Below are 17,537 nucleotides of genomic sequence, written 5' to 3'. Positions count from 1 at the left end.
TGCGGCCCGCACGCGGAAATCGGCTCAGACATCGCATCAAACCGGCCTTTTGAGCGCCCAGCCCGCGCGCCACCAATGCGCCCGCCATGGCGCAGGGGAATGGAGCCAGAACCGTCATTTTGCTTGGCGAAAATGCGGCAGAGCACAATTCGGCGCACACCCATCAGACACTACCGGTAGTGCCTTGAGCCCCTGGTTAACACCAGATATAGTGTGCCCCTGTGTCTTTCGCGGACCGGATTGACTGGCCCCGCCAGGGAGCTATCCGCCCCTTCGGCGCTACGCCAGCAGCCCGTAATGCCGCTGCCCCAGAGGCCATTCGTCTGCACAGACCCCCCAACAACGACGACTGAAAGAGGAACCATGCTGACCGCACCCACCCCATCTATCGACACGCCCTCCACGGGCTCCACCCCCGCCAGCATGGGCGACACCAGCACCAGCGCCAGCGGTAGCGCGGTCTTCACCCATTACCAGATCATTCGCCGCAACGGCGCCGTGGTCTCCTTCGAGCCCAGCAAGATTGCCGTGGCCATGATGAAGGCCTTCCTGGCAGTGCACGGCACCCAAGGCGCGGCCTCGGCCAGCGTGCGCGAGACCGTGGACGAGCTCACCCAGGGCGTGGTACGCGCCCTGCTGCGCTCGCGCCCGGGCGGCGGCACCTTCCACATTGAAGACGTGCAAGACCAGGTGGAACTGGGCCTCATGCGCGGTGGCCACCACGAAGTGGCGCGCGCCTATGTGCTGTACCGCGAGCGCCGCGCCGCCGAGCGCGCCCACCAAGCAGAGGCCAGCCACCCCGCCGAGCCCGTGCTGCACGTGATCGACAAAGGCCAGCGCGTGCCGCTGAACGTGCGCCAGCTGCAAGCCCTGATCGAAAACGCCTGCGCCGGCCTGGGCGCCGACGTGAAGGCCGACCCCATCGTGGCCGAGACCAAGCGCAACCTGTACGACGGCGTGCCCATCGACGAGGTGTACAAGGCCGCCATCCTGGCCGCCCGCACCCTGATCGAGAAAGACCCCGACTACACCTACGCCACCGCGCGCCTGCTGCTGCACACCATCGTCAGGGAAATCCTGGGCGAGGAAGTGCGCCCGGCCGACATGGGCGCGCGCTACGCCGCCTACTTCCCCGAGTTCATCCAGAAGGGCGTTGACGCCGAGCTGCTCAACCCCGAGCTGCTCAAGTACGACCTGACCCGCCTGGGCGCGGCCCTCAAGGCCGAGCGCGACCAGCAGTTCGACTACCTGGGCCTGCAGACCCTGTACGACCGCTACTTCCTGCACGTGCGCAAGACCCGCATCGAGCTGCCGCAGGCCTTCTTCATGCGCGTGGCCATGGGCCTGGCGCTCAACGAAGCCGACCGCGAAGCGCGCGCCATCGAGTTCTACGAGGTGCTGTCCTCGTTCGACTTCATGTCGTCCACCCCCACCCTGTTCAACAGCGGCACCCTGCGCTCGCAGCTCTCCAGCTGCTACCTGACCACCGTGCCCGACGACCTGGACGGCATCTACGAGTCCATCAAAGAAAACGCCCTGCTGTCCAAGTTCGCTGGCGGCCTGGGCAACGACTGGACCCGCGTGCGCGCCCTGGGCTCGCACATCAAAGGCACCAACGGCGAATCGCAAGGCGTGGTGCCCTTCCTGAAGGTGGTGAACGACACCGCCGTGGCGGTGAACCAGGGCGGCAAGCGCAAGGGCGCGGTCTGCACCTACCTGGAAACCTGGCACCTGGACATCGAAGAGTTCCTGGAACTGCGCAAGAACACCGGCGATGACCGCCGCCGCACCCACGACATGAACACGGCGAACTGGATTCCCGACCTGTTCATGAAGCGCGTGATGGAAAAGGGCGACTGGTCGCTGTTCTCCCCCTCCACCGTGCCCGATCTGCACGACCGCTTCGGCGCCGACTTCGAGCGCGCCTACGTGGCCTACGAAGAGAAGGCCGCGCGCGGCGAGATCAAGCCCTACAAGAAGGTGCCCGCCATCGACCTGTGGCGCAAGATGCTCTCGATGCTGTTCGAGACCGGCCACCCCTGGATCACCTTCAAGGACGCCTGCAACGTGCGCTCGCCCCAGCAGCACGCCGGCGTGGTGCACAGCTCCAACCTCTGCACCGAGATCACGCTCAACACCAGCGACACCGAAACCGCGGTCTGCAACCTGGGCTCGGTCAACCTGCTGCGCCACCTCAAGGACGGCCAGCTCGACCACGCCAAGCTGCAGAAGACGATCAACACGGCGATGCGCATGCTCGACAACGTGATCGACATCAACTACTACGCCGTCACCAAGGCGCGCGATTCCAACCTGCGCCACCGCCCCGTGGGCCTGGGCCTGATGGGCTTCCAGGACGCGCTGTACGAACTGCGCATCCCCTACGCCTCGCAGGCCGCCGTCGAGTTCGCCGACCGCTCGATGGAAGCCATCTGCTACTACGCCTACTGGGCCTCCACCGAGCTGTCCCGTGAGCGCGGCCGCTACAGCAGCTACCCCGGTTCGCTGTGGGACAAGGGCATCCTGCCCTTCGACACACTGGACCTGCTGGCCCGCGAGCGCGGCGGCTACGTGGACGTGAACCGCTCGGCCTCGCTCGACTGGGACGCCCTGCGCAAGAAGATCGCCGCCGACGGCATGCGCAACTCCAACTGCGTGGCCATCGCCCCCACCGCCACCATCTCCAACATCATCGGCGTGGACGCCTCCATCGAGCCCTGCTTCGGCAACCTCTCGGTCAAGTCCAACCTCTCCGGTGAGTTCACCGTCATCAACAGCTACCTCGTCAAAGACCTCAAGCGACTGGGCCTGTGGGACGACGTGATGGTGATGGACCTCAAGCACTTCGACGGCTCCCTGCGCCCCATCGACCGCGTGCCGCAAGACATCAAGGCCCTGTACGCCACGGCCTTCGAAGTCGAGCCCCAGTGGCTGGTGGAAGCCGCCTCGCGCCGCCAGAAGTGGATCGACCAGGCCCAGAGCCTGAACATCTACATGGCCGGCGCCTCGGGCAAGAAGCTCGACGACACCTACAAGCTGGCCTGGCTGCGTGGCCTCAAGACCACTTACTACCTGCGCACCACCTCGGCCACGCAAGTCGAGAAATCGACCGGCCGCGCGGGGCAACTCAACGCCGTGTCGGTGACCACCAGCACCGCAGCGATGACCGCTGCCGAGCCGGCCACCGACGTGAAGTTCGTCGCCATCGACGACCCCGGTTGCGAAGCCTGCCAGTGACCGTCAGGCCGCATCGCCCACGCGTTGCGGTGCCGCGCGAACTTTGTTTCGATGCGACACCGCAACACAAAGCGAATGCAGCAAGACCGATCACTTTGCTTTTGCAGCAGACACTTTGATAATCCGACGCATTGGACACCTCTATGTTGACCTGGGAAGACTCCTCCACTTCCGCCTCGATGCCATCGCAAAGCCCCCGGCCTCAAACCGCACCCGGCTTGCAGACCTCACCTGTCGGTGAGAGCGCCCCTGTCACCGCTTCCCCTTCGACCGCCGCCACCGCCGCGCCGCAGCGCCGCATCAACGTGGCCGACAAGCGCATCATCAACGGCCAGACCGACGTCAACCAACTGGTGCCGTTCAAGTACAAGTGGGCCTGGGAAAAATACCTGGCCACCTGCGCCAACCACTGGATGCCGCAGGAAGTGAACATGAGCCGCGACATCGCGCTCTGGAAAGACCCCAACGGCCTCACCGAAGACGAGCGCCGCATCGTCAAGCGCAACCTCGGCTTCTTCGTCACCGCCGACTCGCTGGCCGCCAACAACATCACCCTGGGCACGTACCGCCACATCACCGCGCCCGAGTGCCGACAGTTCCTGTTGCGCCAGGCCTTTGAAGAAGCGATCCACACGCACGCCTACCAGTACATCGTCGAGTCGCTGGGCCTGGACGAAGGCGAGATCTTCAACGCCTACAACGAAGTCCAGTCCATTCGCGACAAAGACGAATTCCTGATCCCGTTCATTGACGCGATCATGGACCCCACTTTCAAGACCGGCACCCTTGAGAACGACCAGACCCTGCTGAAGTCGCTCATCGTGTTTGCCTGCCTGATGGAAGGCCTGTTCTTCTACGTCGGCTTCACGCAAATCCTGGCCCTGGGTCGCCAGAACAAGATGACCGGTGCCGCCGAGCAGTACCAGTACATCCTGCGCGACGAGTCCATGCACTGCAACTTCGGCATCGACCTGATCAACCAGATCAAGCTCGAGAACCCGCAGCTGTGGACCGCCGAGTTCAAGGCCGAGATCAAGGCGCTGTTCCTGAAGGCCGTGGAGCTCGAGTACCGCTACGCTGAGGACACCATGCCGCGTGGCGTGCTGGGCCTCAACGCCTCGATGTTCAAGGGCTATCTGCGCTACATCGCCAACCGCCGCGCCACGCAGATCGGCCTTGAGCCCCTGTTCCCCAACGAAGAGAACCCGTTCCCCTGGATGAGCGAGATGATCGACCTCAAGAAGGAACGCAACTTCTTCGAAACCCGCGTGATTGAGTACCAATCCGGCGGCGCGTTGTCCTGGGACTGACCCATTCAGGCGCCGACATCGCATTGCCTCACACCAAGACATGCGCATCGAAACATCAGGAACCCGCACCCGACGCGATGGCGCCGGTGATGGGACGCCTGTCACCCGATTCAACCTTGTGAGGTCCACAGTGGATGCATCCGCTGACCTCAGAAGGCTGGATCACTTCGGCGGCCAAAGCCCTGCCGAAGTGCTCACTGCAACTTGATCAAGGAGAAAACAATGGCAACTGCGAAGAAGGCGCCGGCCAAGAAGGCCGCCGCTCCGGCCAAGAAGGCCGCTGCACCCGCGAAGAAGGCCGCTCCGGCCAAGAAGGCCGCTGCACCGGCGAAGAAGGCCGCTCCGGCCAAGAAGGCCGCTGCGCCTGCTAAGAAGGCCGCTCCGGCCAAGAAGGCCGCTGCACCTGCTAAGAAGGCCGCTCCGGCCAAGAAGGCTGCTGCGCCCGCGAAGAAGGCCGCTCCGGCCAAGAAGGCCGCTGCACCTGCTAAGAAGGCCGCCCCGGCCAAGAAGGCCGCTGCACCCGCGAAGAAGGCCGCTCCGGCCAAGAAGGCTGCTGCACCTGCGAAGAAGGCCGCTCCGGCCAAGAAGGCTGCTGCACCTGCGAAGAAGGCCGCTCCGGCCAAGAAGGCCGCTGCGCCCGCGAAGAAGGCCGCTCCGGCCAAGAAGGCCGCTGCGCCCGCGAAGAAGGCTGCTCCGGCCAAGAAGGCCGCTGCACCTGCGAAGAAGGCTGCCCCCGCAAAAAAAGCTGAGCCGGCCAAGAAGCCGGCTGCAGCGCCTGCGGCCGCTCCTGTCGCTCAAACCAAGCTCAATCCGCAGGCTGCCTGGCCGTTCCCCACGTCCAGCAAGCCCTGAACATCGGATCGAGTGGTGCAAAAGCCCGGCCTCGGCCGGGCTTTTTTTCGTTCAAGGCATGGCAGGCAGGGCGTAGTTCTGGCAACCACGCGTGGCGATCTTGGCCGCCCCCATGCGGTTGCCCGCCTCGGCACAACGGGCCAGGTCCCAACCCTGTGCCAAGCCATGCAACAGGGCCGCGCGAAACGCATCGCCACAGCCAGTCGGGTCCACCACGGCATCGGCCTTCAGGCCAGGCACGTGCGTCGTGCGGCCACCCTCACGCACCTCGCAACCCTGGTCGCCCAAGGTAACGATCAGCCCCTTCACGCGCGCGGCCAGTGCGTCCAGGTCAAGCCCGGTGCGCTCGCACAGCATGCGGGCCTCGTAGTCGTTCACCGTCACCCAGGTGGCCTGGTCGATGAAGCGCAGCAGCTCTTCACCGTTGAACATGGGCAGGCCCTGGCCCGGATCGAACACAAAAGGAATGCCAGCGGCCTTCAGTTGCTGGGCGTGGCTGATCATGGCGTCGCGGCCATCGGGGGCCACGATGGCCAGGCGAATGTCGCTGCGGGCAGGCACCGGGTTGAGATGAGCCGACGACATCGCACCCGGGTGGAAGGCCGTGATCTGGTTGTTGTCGCGGTCGGTCATGATCATGGCCTGCGCGGTGTAGTGCTCGTCCACCAAGCGGGTGTGAGTGGTGTCCACCCCCAGTGCCCGCAGGCGCTCCAGGTACCCTGCCCCATCCGAGCCCAAAGTGGCCAGCGGTGCGACCGGCGCACCGAGCAAGCGCAAGCCGAAGGCAATGTTGCCCGCGCAGCCGCCATAGTCGCGGCGCAAGCCCGGCACGAGAAAGGACACGTTGAGGATGTGCAACTGGCTCGGCAGGATCTGATCCGCAAAGCGTCCCTCGAAGTTCATGATGGTGTCGAAGGCCAGCGAACCGCAAACAAGAATGGTCATGGGAGGTGTGAAAGGTCAGGGATAAAAAACCAGGGCACGGTAACCCGTCATGGGCGTGGCGCCATCGGCAGCAAGGACCAGCCGCAGGCTCACGGCGACGGTACCGCCCGCGGCCAGCTCGCTGGGCGCCGAGGGCCACTCGGCGGGCAGAAAAACGCGCCGCGCAATGGCGGTGTCAGTGGCGTCGGTCAGGGTCAGCTCAAGGGCCGGCATCGCCAGGGACACGTCGGCGGTGTTCTTGAGCACGAAATCAAAGGAATGGAAATTGCCCAGGCGCCGCACCAGTTCCGAGCTGTCGATCACCACCGATTCGATGCGACGCAGCGGCCTTACCTGGCACTGCAGGGGCTCGCACAGGCGAACGAGCCAGGGTTTGAGGGCCGGCTGCCGGGCCGCGAGCCAGTCGCGCTCTTGGACCGCCCATTGCAGTGCCAGCAGCGCGCCCAGCACAAGCACCAGACCATGCAAGCCCACGCGCACCGAGGTGGACTGCCAGAAAGCACGCCGTCGCGCCTGACGAACGAAGCCCGGCTCTGGCAAAGCGTCGGCTTCGGGAGCGGCAGCCGCAGCAGCGCTCACCGCCGGTTGGACCTCTGGCACCGAGGCCTCGACCGAGGTGGCTGGTTGCACCACCGGCGTGTCGGCGGCAGGCGATGAATCGGCCTCGACCGCTCGGCCTTGCGCACCCGCAAAGCGCAGCAGCTCTGCCTGAAAGTCGGGCTCCGGCTCAGCGACTTGGGCAGGCTTCTCGCTGGCCTCAGGCTCGTCGAGTGGCGGGGGCAGCGTGTCGATGTCCGCCTCGTGCACCGAGGTGGAAGGTTCGGGCTCAGCATCCGGCACCTGCCTCATGCCTAGCGCCATCGCGTCATCCAGGGGGCGAGCCGCCCTGTCGTTGTCACGCTCCGCCATCTCAGCCACGAGATCGGCCACAAGATCGACGTCTGTCGAAGGCGAGGCAACAGGCGAGGGAGCGGGTGCAGGAGTGGGTGCAGGAGTGGGTGCCGGCGCCGCCACGGCTGGCGTTGACAGCGGCGCCGCGCTGGCCGGCGCCGCTGGCTTGGCGCCACCCCACGCTTCGAGGTAGAGGGTGGCGTCGAACACGTCGGCGCAATGACCACAACGCACCCAGCCCTCAGAGATCTTGAGCTGGTCGGCAACGACGCGGAACATCGTTCCGCAGGTCGGGCAGCGCGTGGTGAAACTCATGCGCCGATTATCGGGGCAGCCGCCCCAGGGTACTTAGGCCTTGCGGGCCGTCATGAGGATCCAGCCGTCTTCCTCGTCGCTGACGGACAACGAGACCCAGGGCGCGTAGGCCTCGATCAGTTCGTCGGCCTGACGCGACAGGATGCCCGCCAACACCAGGTGACCGCCCGACTTCACGTGCGAACACAACAGCGGTGCAAGCACTTTCAAGGGCGTGGCCAGGATGTTGGCCAGCACCAGGTCGTGCTCGCCTTGGGCGGCGTCCGGCAAGCCGGCGCCCATCTGCACGTGGTTGGCTTCGGCGTTGAGGCGGGTGGATTCCACCGCCGCCGGGTCAATGTCCACCCCCACCACGTCGGTGGCACCGAACTTGGCGGCACCGATCGCCAAAATGCCCGAACCACAGCCGTAGTCCAGCACCTTGGGACCCACGGGCGCGTGGCCAGCGATCCAGCGCAGGCACATGCGGGTGGTGGGGTGCGTGCCCGTGCCGAAGGCCAGGCCGGGATCCAGGCGGATGACCTGCCGGGCCTGCTCGGGCGGCTCGTGCCAGGTGGGCACGATCCAGAACGTGGGCGTGATCTCCACTGGCGCAAACTGGGACTGCGTCAGGCGCACCCAGTCCTGCTCGGCCACGGGGCGCACGCCCTGCACGGCGCAGCCTTCAAAGAAGTCTTGGAGCTGCAGGACCTCACCCGCCTGGCGGGCCTGTTCGGCGTCGGTGAACAAGGCCACCACGCGCGAGCGCTGCCAGCCCTCCTTGGGCGGGGGCATGCCGGGTTCGCCGAACAGCGCCTGCTCGGCCTCGGTCATGGCGTCGGCGTCTTCCACCGACACGCTCAACGCATCGAGCGCTTCCAGCGCCTCGCTGATGGTCTCGATGGCCGATTCCGGTGCCATGAGCACCAGTTCGGCCATCGGGGCCAGGCCGGGAGAGGCTTCAGCGCTCACGTTGCGACAGCCACTCTTCGAGGTAGTGGATGTTGGTGCCGCCGGCCACGAAGCTGGCGTCGACCATCAGCTCGCGGTGCAGGGGGATATTGGTGTTGATGCCCTCGATCACCGTCTCGGCCAGCGCCGTGCGCATGCGCGCCAGGGCCTGCTCGCGGGTGTCACCGTGCACGATGATCTTGCCGATCATCGAGTCGTAGTTGGGCGGCACGAAATAGTTGGTGTAGATGTGCGAGTCCACGCGCACGCCAGGGCCGCCCGGCGGGTGCCAAGTGGTGATGCGACCGGGTGAGGGCGTGAACTTGTACGGGTCTTCCGCGTTCACGCGGCACTCGATGGCATGGCCACGCAACTGGATCTGGCGCTGGGTGAAGGGCAGCTTCTCGCCAGCGGCCACCGCGATCTGGGTGCGAACGATGTCGATGCCGGTGATCAGCTCGGTCACCGGGTGCTCCACCTGCACGCGGGTGTTCATCTCGATGAAGTAGAACTCACCGTTTTCGTACAAGAACTCGAAGGTGCCCGCGCCGCGGTAACCGATCTTCTTGCAGGCAGCGGCGCAGCGCTCGCCGATCTTCTCGATCAGGCGGCGCGGAATGCCGGGAGCAGGCGCTTCTTCGATGACCTTCTGGTGGCGGCGCTGCATGGAGCAGTCGCGCTCGCCCAGGTACACCGCGTTGCGGTGGGTGTCGGCCAGGATCTGGATCTCGATGTGGCGCGGGTTCTGGAGGAACTTCTCCATGTACACCTCGGGGTTGCCGAAGGCAGCCCCCGCTTCGGCCTTGGTGGTCTGCACCGCGTGCAGCAGGGCCGCTTCGGTGTGCACCACGCGCATGCCCCGCCCTCCACCGCCGCCGGCGGCCTTGATGATCACGGGATAGCCGATGCTCTTGGCGGTGCGCTTGATGACCACCGGATCGTCGGGCAAGGCGCCGTCGGACCCCGGCACGCACGGCACGCCGGCGCGGATCATGGCTTGCTTGGCCGACACCTTGTCGCCCATCAGGCGGATCGACTCAGGGGTGGGGCCAATGAAGGTGAAGCCACTCTTCTCAACGCGTTCGGCGAAGTCGGCGTTTTCCGACAGGAAACCGTAGCCGGGGTGAATGGCCTCAGCGTCCGTCACCTCGGCGGCCGAGATGATGGCCGGCATGTTGAGGTAACTCTGGCCCGACGGCGCGGGGCCGATGCAGACCGCCTCGTCAGCCAGTCGCACGTACTTGGCGTCGCGGTCGGCCTCGGAATAGACCATCACCGCCTTGATGCCCATCTCGCGGCAGGCTCGCTGCACGCGCAAGGCAATCTCGCCGCGGTTGGCGATCAGGATCTTTTTGAACATGGGGCGCCAGTCCTTACTCGATGACGAACAGGGGCTGGCCGTACTCCACCGCCTGGCCGTTCTGCACCAGGATCTGCGTTACCGTGCCGGATTTGTCGGCTTCGATCTCGTTGAGGATCTTCATGGCCTCGACGATGCACACCGTCTCGCCCTCTTTGACCGTGTCGCCCACTTCGACGAACGCCTTGGCGCCCGGGCTGGAGGCGCGGTAGAAGGTGCCCACCATCGGAGACTTGACCGTGTGGCCCACTGGCGCAGCCGGGGCTGCGGCCACCGGCGCGGCCGCCACTTCCACCGCCGGCACCACGGCAGGGGCCACTGGCGCTGGCGCCACGCTGTAGGTCACCGGCGCGGCTTGCACCACGGGCGCGCTCTTGACGATGCGCACCTTGCCCTCCGCTTCGGTGATTTCCAGCTCGGACACGTTCGACTCGGACACGAGGTCGATCAGCGTCTTCAGTTTTCTCAAATCCATGATTTCTCCAACGAATTTCGGCGAACTGGTCTTAATTTCTTGGAACTTCAGGCTTACAGCCAAAGAGCCAGCCGCCAGGGGTGCCGCAGTGTACACGAAGCCCCAGCCTGGACAAAACCGCCAGACCAAGGGCACTTTTGCGCGGGATGCGCGAATTTAGACCTTTTTGAATGCCAGATGGTCACCACCGGTCAGAACGGCGGCGCCCCACTCAAGCCTTGTGAGTGGCTGCCCAACGCGCGAGGTCTTCAGGTGACACTTTGCCAATCTTGCGCTCGGCCACCCGCCCGTCACGCCCAAACACCACGGTGAAAGGGAGCCCCCCCGACGTGTTGCCCAGGGTTCGGCTGAGGTCGGTGCCGGCCAGTCCGGCCATGCCCACAGGAAAGGCCAGCGGCAACTTCTCCGTGAAGCGGCGCACCGCACTGGGTTGGTCCACCGCCAAGCCCAACACACGCCAGCCAGCCGCCGCCTGATCGCGGTGAAAAGCATTGAGCAAGGGCAGCTCTTCCACGCATGGCGGGCACCAGGTGGCCCAGAAGTTCACCAGCAAGGGTTGGCCCCGGAAGTCGGCCAGGGACACGGCCTCGCCGTTGGGGCCATCGTAGCGGGACGACCAGAAGCCCGATTCGGCCTCACCCAATACCGGCGCGAGCGAAAAGCGCCGGCTGGACCACCATGCGCCCACACCAGCAGCCGCCAGGGCGACGGCGCCTGTCAACAGGTAACGGCGGGCGGGCTTCATGCGGCCTCCTCGGCCAGCAAGGCGCGCACGGCCTCGGCATCGCCGCGCGGCTTGCGCCCCTGGCTGTCGGGCTTGAGCGCGCCGCGCAGGTCATCCAGGTCGTGCACCATCAAATGGAGCAACACCCATTGCCCCAGGGCCTGCGAGCGCAGCCGCACGGTGAGGGCGTCCACCGTCTCGCCACGCCAACCGTTCACGCTGCCAGGGTGGTACTCCACCCGGTGGTCCAGCAAGGCCCATTCGGCGGACTTGGGGTCATCGCAAAACAACTGCATATAGATATCGCTGTGTCGGGTGGCGGTGCCGTGCCAGACGGCGCCTCCCAGGTGGGGACGGAAATCCCGTAAGCGATCCATCCAGACCAGGGCCAGTTCCCGCAGGGCACGCAACTCGGCGGGCTGGGTGTCGGCGCAGAAGACCGCGATGTGCTCACGCACGGCGGCCTCCAGCAGGTCGTTGTCGGGCAAGGCAGTTCGGGTCGGCAGCCCCATCTGCTTGACGGCATGGCGCTTGGCCGCCGCGTATTCCTGGCCTTCCTCTACCACCAGGCGCGCGGCCACGGCCGCGATCTCGGCGCTGAGGTCATCTCGGTTGGCGTTCATCCGCGCATTGTGCCCGGGGTGCTGCGCGGCGCCACCTAGAATCCGGGGATGCACATTCACATCCTGGGCATTTGCGGCACCTTCATGGGCGGTCTGGCCGCCCTGGCCCGCGAGGCCGGTCACCGCGTCACCGGCTGCGACGCCGGCGTTTATCCCCCCATGAGCGACCAGTTGCGCGCCCTGGGCATCGACCTGATCGAAGGCTTTGGCGCCGAGCAAATGGCGCTCAAGCCCGATGTCTGGGTGATCGGCAACGTGGTCAGCCGCGCCCGCCTGGCCGATGGCACCCCGAAGTTCCCCCTGATGGAGGCCATTCTGGAGGCTGGCGATCGCTACACCAGCGGGCCGCAATGGCTGGCCGAAAACGTGCTGCACGGCCGGCACGTGCTGGCGGTGGCCGGCACCCACGGCAAAACCACCACCACCTCAATGCTGGCCTGGATCCTGGAGCGCTGCGGCCTGGCGCCGGGCTTTCTGGTGGGCGGCGTGCCCATGAACTTTGGCGTGTCGGCGCGGCGGGGCGCAGGGCGCGCCTTCGTCATAGAAGCCGACGAGTACGACACCGCCTTCTTCGACAAGCGCAGCAAGTTTGTCCACTACCGCCCACGCACGGCCATCCTGAACAACCTCGAATTCGACCACGCCGACATCTTTGACGACCTCGCCGCCATCGAGCGCCAGTTTCACCACCTGGTGCGCACGGTGCCGGGCTCGGGCCGCATCGTGGTCAATGGCTTGGAAGAAAGCCTGGACCGGGTGCTGCACAAAGGCTGCTGGAGCGAGGTGCGCAGCTTTGGCTCCGCCGTGAGCGACTTCGGCGCGATGGGCGAGCCCCACGATTTCGACGTGACCCTGCGCGGCCAGCCAGTGGCTCACGTGAAGTGGGCACTCACCGGCGTGCACAACCAACTCAATGCCCTGGCCGCGATCGCGGCCGCCGAGCACCTGGGCGTGGCACCGGCCGACGCGGCGAATGCCCTGGCCAGTTTTGAGAACGTGCGCCGCCGCATGGAAGTGCGCGGGCGCGTGCCGCGCGCGGGCGGCGAGATCACGGTGTACGACGACTTCGCCCACCACCCCACCGCCATCCGCACCACGCTGGATGGCCTGCAGCGCCGGCTGGGCGAACCCCGCGGTCGCCTCCTGGCGGTGTTCGAGCCACGCAGCAACACCATGAAACTGGGCACGATGAAGGCCCAGTTGCCCTGGAGCCTGGAGGCCGCTGACCTGGCCTTCTGCCACAGCGGTGGCCTGGACTGGGACGCCACCGAGGCCTTGGCGCCCATGGGCGCACGCGCCAAGGTGGCGGCCGACATCAACACCCTGGTGGACCAGGTGGTGGCGGCCGCCCAGCCGGGCGATCACATCGTGTGCATGAGCAACGGCGGCTTTGGCGGCATCCACGAGCGCCTGCTCAAGGCGCTTGCCGCCTGAGCCGGCTCAGTAACCCAGCGTGCCAGCGGCCACGTCGACTGTAACGGTCGGCTTGGCCAATGCCGCGCTGGTGGCCCGGGCAAACGCCGTGGCCCAGGGCCGGTGTTCGGCGTCGCGGAAACGGGCCTCACCCGCGGCCTGCGCCACGCACAGGATCTTGTCGGCCGTGAGCACCTTGCCGGTGAGCTTGATGGGCTCGCAGCCGAAGAAGGTGAACTGCTCGTCCAACCACCCCCGGGCCAGGTCATGGGGCATGGGTTGCACCTCGTCCAGGTCCAGGCGGTAGGTGGACGATTCGCCCCAGGTCACGGTCACGTGGCTGCGCATGGCTAACTCCTCGCGAAGAAATCGGTGGCGACATTGTGGGCCGGCGCGGGCACCCGGTCAGCCCGGGTTAGCCCGCGTGACGCCACGCCAAGGGGCTTAGCCACGCGCCGCCTTGACGGCCTGGGACAACACGTCCAGCGCCTGCACCGAATCGTCCCAGCCCAGGCAGGCATCGGTGATGCTCTGGCCGTAGCGCAGGGCCGCCACATCATCTTTGCCGGGGGTGAACTTCTGGGCGCCGCTCTCGATGTGGCTCTCAATCATCACGCCGAACACGCTGCGCGAGCCGCCAGCGATCTGGGCCCCCACGTCGCGGGCCACGTCAAGCTGCTTTTCGTGCTGCTTGCTGCTGTTGGCGTGGCTGAAGTCGATCATCAGGCGCGGCGTGAGCTTGGCGGCTTCCAGGTCTTTCACGGCCGCTGCCACGCTGGCGGCGTCATAGTTCGGGGCCTTGCCGCCGCGCAGGATGACGTGGCAGTCTTTGTTGCCCTTGGTGTGCACGATGGCGACCTGGCCGTTCTTGTGCACCGACAGGAAATGGTGGCCACGCGCGGCGGCCTGAATGGCGTCGGTGGCAATCTTGATGTTGCCGTCGGTGCCGTTCTTGAAGCCAATGGGCGCCGACAGGCCCGAGGCCAGCTCACGGTGCACCTGGCTTTCGGTGGTGCGCGCGCCGATGGCGCCCCAGCTGATGAGGTCACCGATGTACTGCGGCGAGATCACGTCCAGGAACTCGCTGCCGGCGGGCAGGCCCAGGCGGTTGATCTCAATGAGCAATTGGCGGGCGATGCGCAGGCCTTCGTCGATGCGGTAGCTCTCGTCCAGGTACGGGTCGTTGATCAGGCCCTTCCAGCCCACGGTGGTGCGGGGCTTCTCGAAGTAGACGCGCATCACGATTTCCAGCGTGTCGGCGTAGCGGTCGCGCAGCACCTTCAGGCGGCGGGCGTAGTCGACGGCGGCGGCCGGGTCGTGAATGGAGCAGGGGCCGATCACCACCAGCAGGCGGTCGTCCTTGCCGTGCAGGATGTCGTGAATGCGGTGGCGGGTCTGGCGGATCAGTGCCTCCACCGGGGTACCGGCAATCGGGAAGAAACGGATGAGGTGTTCGGGCGGGGGAAGCACGGTGATGTCCTGGATGCGTTGGTCGTCGGTCAAGCTGGTCTTGTCGGCAGGACGGACATACCAGGCATCGCTGGTGGAAGGGATGTTCTTCGCGGTCATCACAAGCTCCTATGGGGTGTTGGGTAAGTGGGGCGAAAAAAAACCGCCGGGCTTTGACGCTCCGGCGGTTTTGTCGAGATTTTTTGCGCGCTTACAGGCTCGCCTCTCGTCCGCCGGGGACAGAGAACCAAAAGTAAAAGGCGAAGAAAGCAAAACGCGACATGGGGAGCAAATGTAGCACAGGCAAAAAAACCGCTGCTCAGGCAGTGCCGCCGACGGTCATGCCGTCGATCCGAAGGGTGGGCTGGCCCACGCCCACTGGCACGCTCTGGCCTTCCTTGCCACAGGTGCCCACGCCGCCGTCCAGGCGCATGTCGTTGCCGATCATGCTGACGCGGGTGAGCGCGTCGGGACCGTTGCCCACCAGCGTGGCGCCCTTGACGGGGTACTGAATCTTACCGTTTTCCACCCAGTAGGCCTGGCTGGCGGAGAACACGAACTTGCCGCTGGTGATGTCCACCTGGCCGCCGCCGAAGTTGGTGGCGTACAGCCCCTTCTTGATGCTGGCCACGATCTCGTCGGGGTGCTTGTCACCGCCCAGCATGTAGGTGTTGGTCATGCGCGGCATGGGCACGTGGGCGTAGCTCTCGCGTCGGCCGTTGCCGGTGGGCTTCACGCCCATGAGGCGGGCGTTCATCGAATCCTGGATGTAACCGCGCAGGATGCCGTCTTCAATGAGCACGTTGCGCTGGCTGGCATGGCCTTCGTCGTCGATGTTGAGCGAGCCGCGACGGTCGGCGATGGTGCCGTCGTCCAGCACGGTCACGCCCTTGGCCGCCACGCGCTGCCCAATGCGCCCGGCAAAGGCGCTGCTGCCCTTGCGGTTGAAGTCGCCCTCCAGGCCGTGGCCCACGGCCTCGTGCAGCAGGATGCCGGGCCAGCCGGCGCCAAGCACCACCACCATCTCGCCGGCCGGCGCGGGGCGGGCTTCGAGGTTGGTGAGGGCGGCGTCCACGGCTTCGTCCACGTAGCCTTGCACGATGGCGTCGTCGAAATAGGACAGGCCAAAACGCCCGCCGCCGCCCGAGCTGCCCATCTCGCGGCGGCCGTTCTGCTCGGCGATGACGGTGAGCGACAGGCGAATGAGCGGGCGCACGTCGGCGGCCAGGGTGCCATCGGCGCGGGCCACCAGCACCACATCGTGCTCGGCGGCCAGGCCGGCCATCACCTGCGCGATGCGCGGGTCTTTGGCCTTGGCCAGGCGCTCAACCTTCTCGAGCAAGGCCACCTTGGCGGTGCTGTCGAGGGTGGCGATCGGGTCAAGCCCGGGGTAGAGCGAGCGCGACTTGGCCACCTTGGCCGCCGGTGTCTTGACCTTTTTCGACAGGCCCAGGCCCGAGATGGTGCGCACGGTGTGGGCAGCGTCCAGCAGCGAATCCCAGGACAGGTCGTCGGAGTAGGCGAAAGCGGTTTTTTCGCCGCTGACGGCCCGCACACCCACGCCTTGGTCAATGCTGAAGCTGCCGGTCTTGACGATGCCCTCTTCCAGGCTCCAGCCCTCGCTGCGGGTGGTCTGGAAGTAAAGGTCGGCGTCGTCAACGCCGTGCGAGAGGATCTCGCCCAGCGCCTTCTGCAGGTGCGAGGTCGTCAGGCCAAAGGGCTCGAGCAGCAGGCTTTGGGCGGTGGCCAGGCGGGCCAGGGTGGGTTCGCGCGAAATCATGCGGCCATTGTAAGAAGGGCTCGTCCTTCGCGCCGCTCACCCGGCAGATGGCGCCGGGGTGCCAAGGGCTTCAGGTCTGCACCAGGCGCTTGGACTTGGCGATCGACATGAGGATGCCCAGCCCCACGCCCATGGTGACCATGGCGGTGCCGCCGTAGCTCACGAAGGGCAAGGGCACGCCCACCACTGGCAGGATGCCGCTGACCATGCCCATGTTGACGAAGGCGTACACGAAGATGCTCATGGTGACGGCCCCGCCCAGCAGGCGCGCGAACAGCGAGGGCGCCTCCAGGGAGATGATCAGGCCGCGCACGATGAGGAACAGGAAACCGGCCAGCAGGGTGAGCACGCCGACGAAGCCGAACTCTTCGGAGAAGGCCGCAAAGATGAAGTCGGTGGTGCGCTCGGGAATGAACTCCAGGTGGGTCTGGGTGCCTTGCATGAAGCCCTTGCCCCAGATGCCGCCCGAGCCGATGGCGATCATGCCCTGGATGATGTGAAAGCCTTTGCCCAGCGGGTCTTTGGTGGGGTCGAGCAAGGTGCACACGCGCTGGCGCTGGTACTCGTGCAGCACTTTCCAGTCGACCCCAGGAGCGCACCAGTCGTGCTCCATGGTGACGAGGACCACGATGCCGATGGCCACCAGAATGACGGGCGGCAGGATGAGCTTCCAGCTCAGGCCGGCAAAGAAAATGACGAACAGACCGGCCGACAGCACCAGCAGCGAGGTGCCGAGGTCGGGCTGTTTCAAGATGAGGGCCACCGGCACCGCCAGCAACAAGCCGGCCACTGCGAAATCGAGAGGTTTCAACTGCCCTTCGCGCCGGTGAAACCACCAGGCCAGCATCAGGGGCATGGCCACTTTCATGAGCTCGCTGGGCTGAATGATGATGCCCACGTTCAGCCAGCGCTGGGACCCCTTGCGCATGATGCCGAAGAACTCCACGCCCAGCAGCAGCACCACGCCCACGGTGTAAATGGGCAAGGCCAGGCTCATGAGGCGGTTGGGCGGAATCTGGGAGACCACGAACAAGACGCCCGCGGCCAGCATCATGTTGCGGGCGTGGGCCGAGAAACGGGTGCCGTGGTCGAAACCGACCGAGTACATGGTGACCAGGCCAATGGTGGCCATGACGCCGATGGCCAGCAGCAAGGGAATGTCGAAGCCCTGGAAGACCGGAGCCACGCGCTGCAAAAGGGAAGGTTTCTCGAAGACGACCGCCATGGGGCGGA

General features: G+C 66.0%; 15 protein-coding genes. 4 read left to right on the top strand and 11 right to left on the bottom strand.

Features of this window, described 5'->3' with window-relative positions; translation table 11 throughout:
- Window positions 1-423 precede the first annotated feature (423 nt).
- From ACE3RQ_RS03890 to ACE3RQ_RS03880, 3 genes are all read left to right on the top strand, one after another.
- Window positions 424-3,237, top strand: coding sequence for a ribonucleoside-diphosphate reductase subunit alpha (locus tag ACE3RQ_RS03890; RefSeq protein ID WP_374520524.1), 2,814 nt, complete (start codon window positions 424-426; stop codon window positions 3,235-3,237).
- 143 nt (window positions 3,238-3,380) lie between these two features.
- Window positions 3,381-4,547 carry a ribonucleotide-diphosphate reductase subunit beta gene (locus ACE3RQ_RS03885; protein ID WP_374520112.1) on the top strand — a complete coding sequence of 389 codons (1,167 nt, stop codon included), beginning with the start codon at window positions 3,381-3,383 and terminating at the stop codon, window positions 4,545-4,547.
- 222 nt (window positions 4,548-4,769) lie between these two features.
- Window positions 4,770-5,399, top strand: coding sequence for a histone (locus ACE3RQ_RS03880; protein WP_374520110.1), 630 nt, complete (start codon window positions 4,770-4,772; stop codon window positions 5,397-5,399).
- 51 nt (window positions 5,400-5,450) lie between these two features.
- Here ACE3RQ_RS03880 and ACE3RQ_RS03875 read toward each other — a convergent pair whose 3' ends face one another.
- From ACE3RQ_RS03875 to ACE3RQ_RS03845, 7 genes are all read right to left on the bottom strand, one after another.
- Window positions 5,451-6,344 carry a carbohydrate kinase family protein gene (locus ACE3RQ_RS03875; protein WP_374520108.1) on the bottom strand — a complete coding sequence of 298 codons (894 nt, stop codon included), beginning with the start codon at window positions 6,342-6,344 and terminating at the stop codon, window positions 5,451-5,453.
- 15 nt (window positions 6,345-6,359) lie between these two features.
- A complete protein-coding gene (locus tag ACE3RQ_RS03870; RefSeq protein WP_374520106.1) occupies window positions 6,360-7,550 on the bottom strand; it encodes a DUF3426 domain-containing protein in 1,191 nt (396 codons plus the stop codon).
- 33 nt (window positions 7,551-7,583) lie between these two features.
- Window positions 7,584-8,468: a 50S ribosomal protein L11 methyltransferase gene (prmA, locus tag ACE3RQ_RS03865; protein ID WP_374520522.1), complete on the bottom strand. Its 885-nt coding sequence runs from the start codon at window positions 8,466-8,468 to the stop codon at window positions 7,584-7,586.
- 22 nt (window positions 8,469-8,490) lie between these two features.
- Window positions 8,491-9,840 (bottom strand): acetyl-CoA carboxylase biotin carboxylase subunit, encoded by a 1,350-nt coding sequence (accC, locus tag ACE3RQ_RS03860; protein WP_374520104.1) that lies wholly within the window; start codon window positions 9,838-9,840, stop codon window positions 8,491-8,493.
- Between the two features lie 13 nt (window positions 9,841-9,853).
- A complete protein-coding gene (accB, locus tag ACE3RQ_RS03855) occupies window positions 9,854-10,315 on the bottom strand; it encodes an acetyl-CoA carboxylase biotin carboxyl carrier protein (protein ID WP_374520103.1) in 462 nt (153 codons plus the stop codon).
- A 211-nt stretch (window positions 10,316-10,526) separates the two neighbouring features.
- A complete protein-coding gene (locus ACE3RQ_RS03850; RefSeq protein ID WP_374520101.1) occupies window positions 10,527-11,060 on the bottom strand; it encodes a TlpA family protein disulfide reductase in 534 nt (177 codons plus the stop codon).
- Window positions 11,057-11,662: a hypothetical protein gene (locus ACE3RQ_RS03845; protein ID WP_374520099.1), complete on the bottom strand. Its 606-nt coding sequence runs from the start codon at window positions 11,660-11,662 to the stop codon at window positions 11,057-11,059. Before ACE3RQ_RS03845 ends, ACE3RQ_RS03850 begins: the two co-directional genes overlap by 4 nt.
- Window positions 11,663-11,710: 48 nt before the next feature.
- Between ACE3RQ_RS03845 and mpl the strand changes: the two genes are divergently transcribed.
- Window positions 11,711-13,096 carry a UDP-N-acetylmuramate:L-alanyl-gamma-D-glutamyl-meso-diaminopimelate ligase gene (mpl, locus tag ACE3RQ_RS03840; protein ID WP_374520097.1) on the top strand — a complete coding sequence of 462 codons (1,386 nt, stop codon included), beginning with the start codon at window positions 11,711-11,713 and terminating at the stop codon, window positions 13,094-13,096.
- 6 nt (window positions 13,097-13,102) lie between these two features.
- Here the strand turns inward: mpl and ACE3RQ_RS03835 are convergent, their stop codons facing one another.
- The 4 genes from ACE3RQ_RS03835 to rodA form a co-directional block, all read right to left on the bottom strand.
- Window positions 13,103-13,423, bottom strand: a complete 321-nt coding sequence (locus ACE3RQ_RS03835; RefSeq protein ID WP_374520095.1) for a hypothetical protein — start codon at window positions 13,421-13,423, stop codon at window positions 13,103-13,105.
- A gap of 96 nt (window positions 13,424-13,519) precedes the next feature.
- On the bottom strand, window positions 13,520-14,644 hold the full coding sequence (locus ACE3RQ_RS03830) for a 3-deoxy-7-phosphoheptulonate synthase (protein ID WP_374520093.1): 1,125 nt from the start codon (window positions 14,642-14,644) through the stop codon (window positions 13,520-13,522).
- A gap of 199 nt (window positions 14,645-14,843) precedes the next feature.
- Window positions 14,844-16,304, bottom strand: coding sequence for a metalloprotease TldD (gene tldD, locus ACE3RQ_RS03825; RefSeq protein WP_374520091.1), 1,461 nt, complete (start codon window positions 16,302-16,304; stop codon window positions 14,844-14,846).
- Window positions 16,305-16,374: 70 nt separating this feature from the next.
- Window positions 16,375-17,529 (bottom strand): rod shape-determining protein RodA, encoded by a 1,155-nt coding sequence (gene rodA / locus ACE3RQ_RS03820; RefSeq protein WP_374520089.1) that lies wholly within the window; start codon window positions 17,527-17,529, stop codon window positions 16,375-16,377.
- Window positions 17,530-17,537 lie beyond the last annotated feature (8 nt).

The organism is Hydrogenophaga sp. (assembly GCF_041913525.1).
Lineage (GTDB): Bacteria > Pseudomonadota > Gammaproteobacteria > Burkholderiales > Burkholderiaceae_C > Hydrogenophaga.
This window is presented reverse-complemented; position numbering and strand designations above follow the sequence as displayed.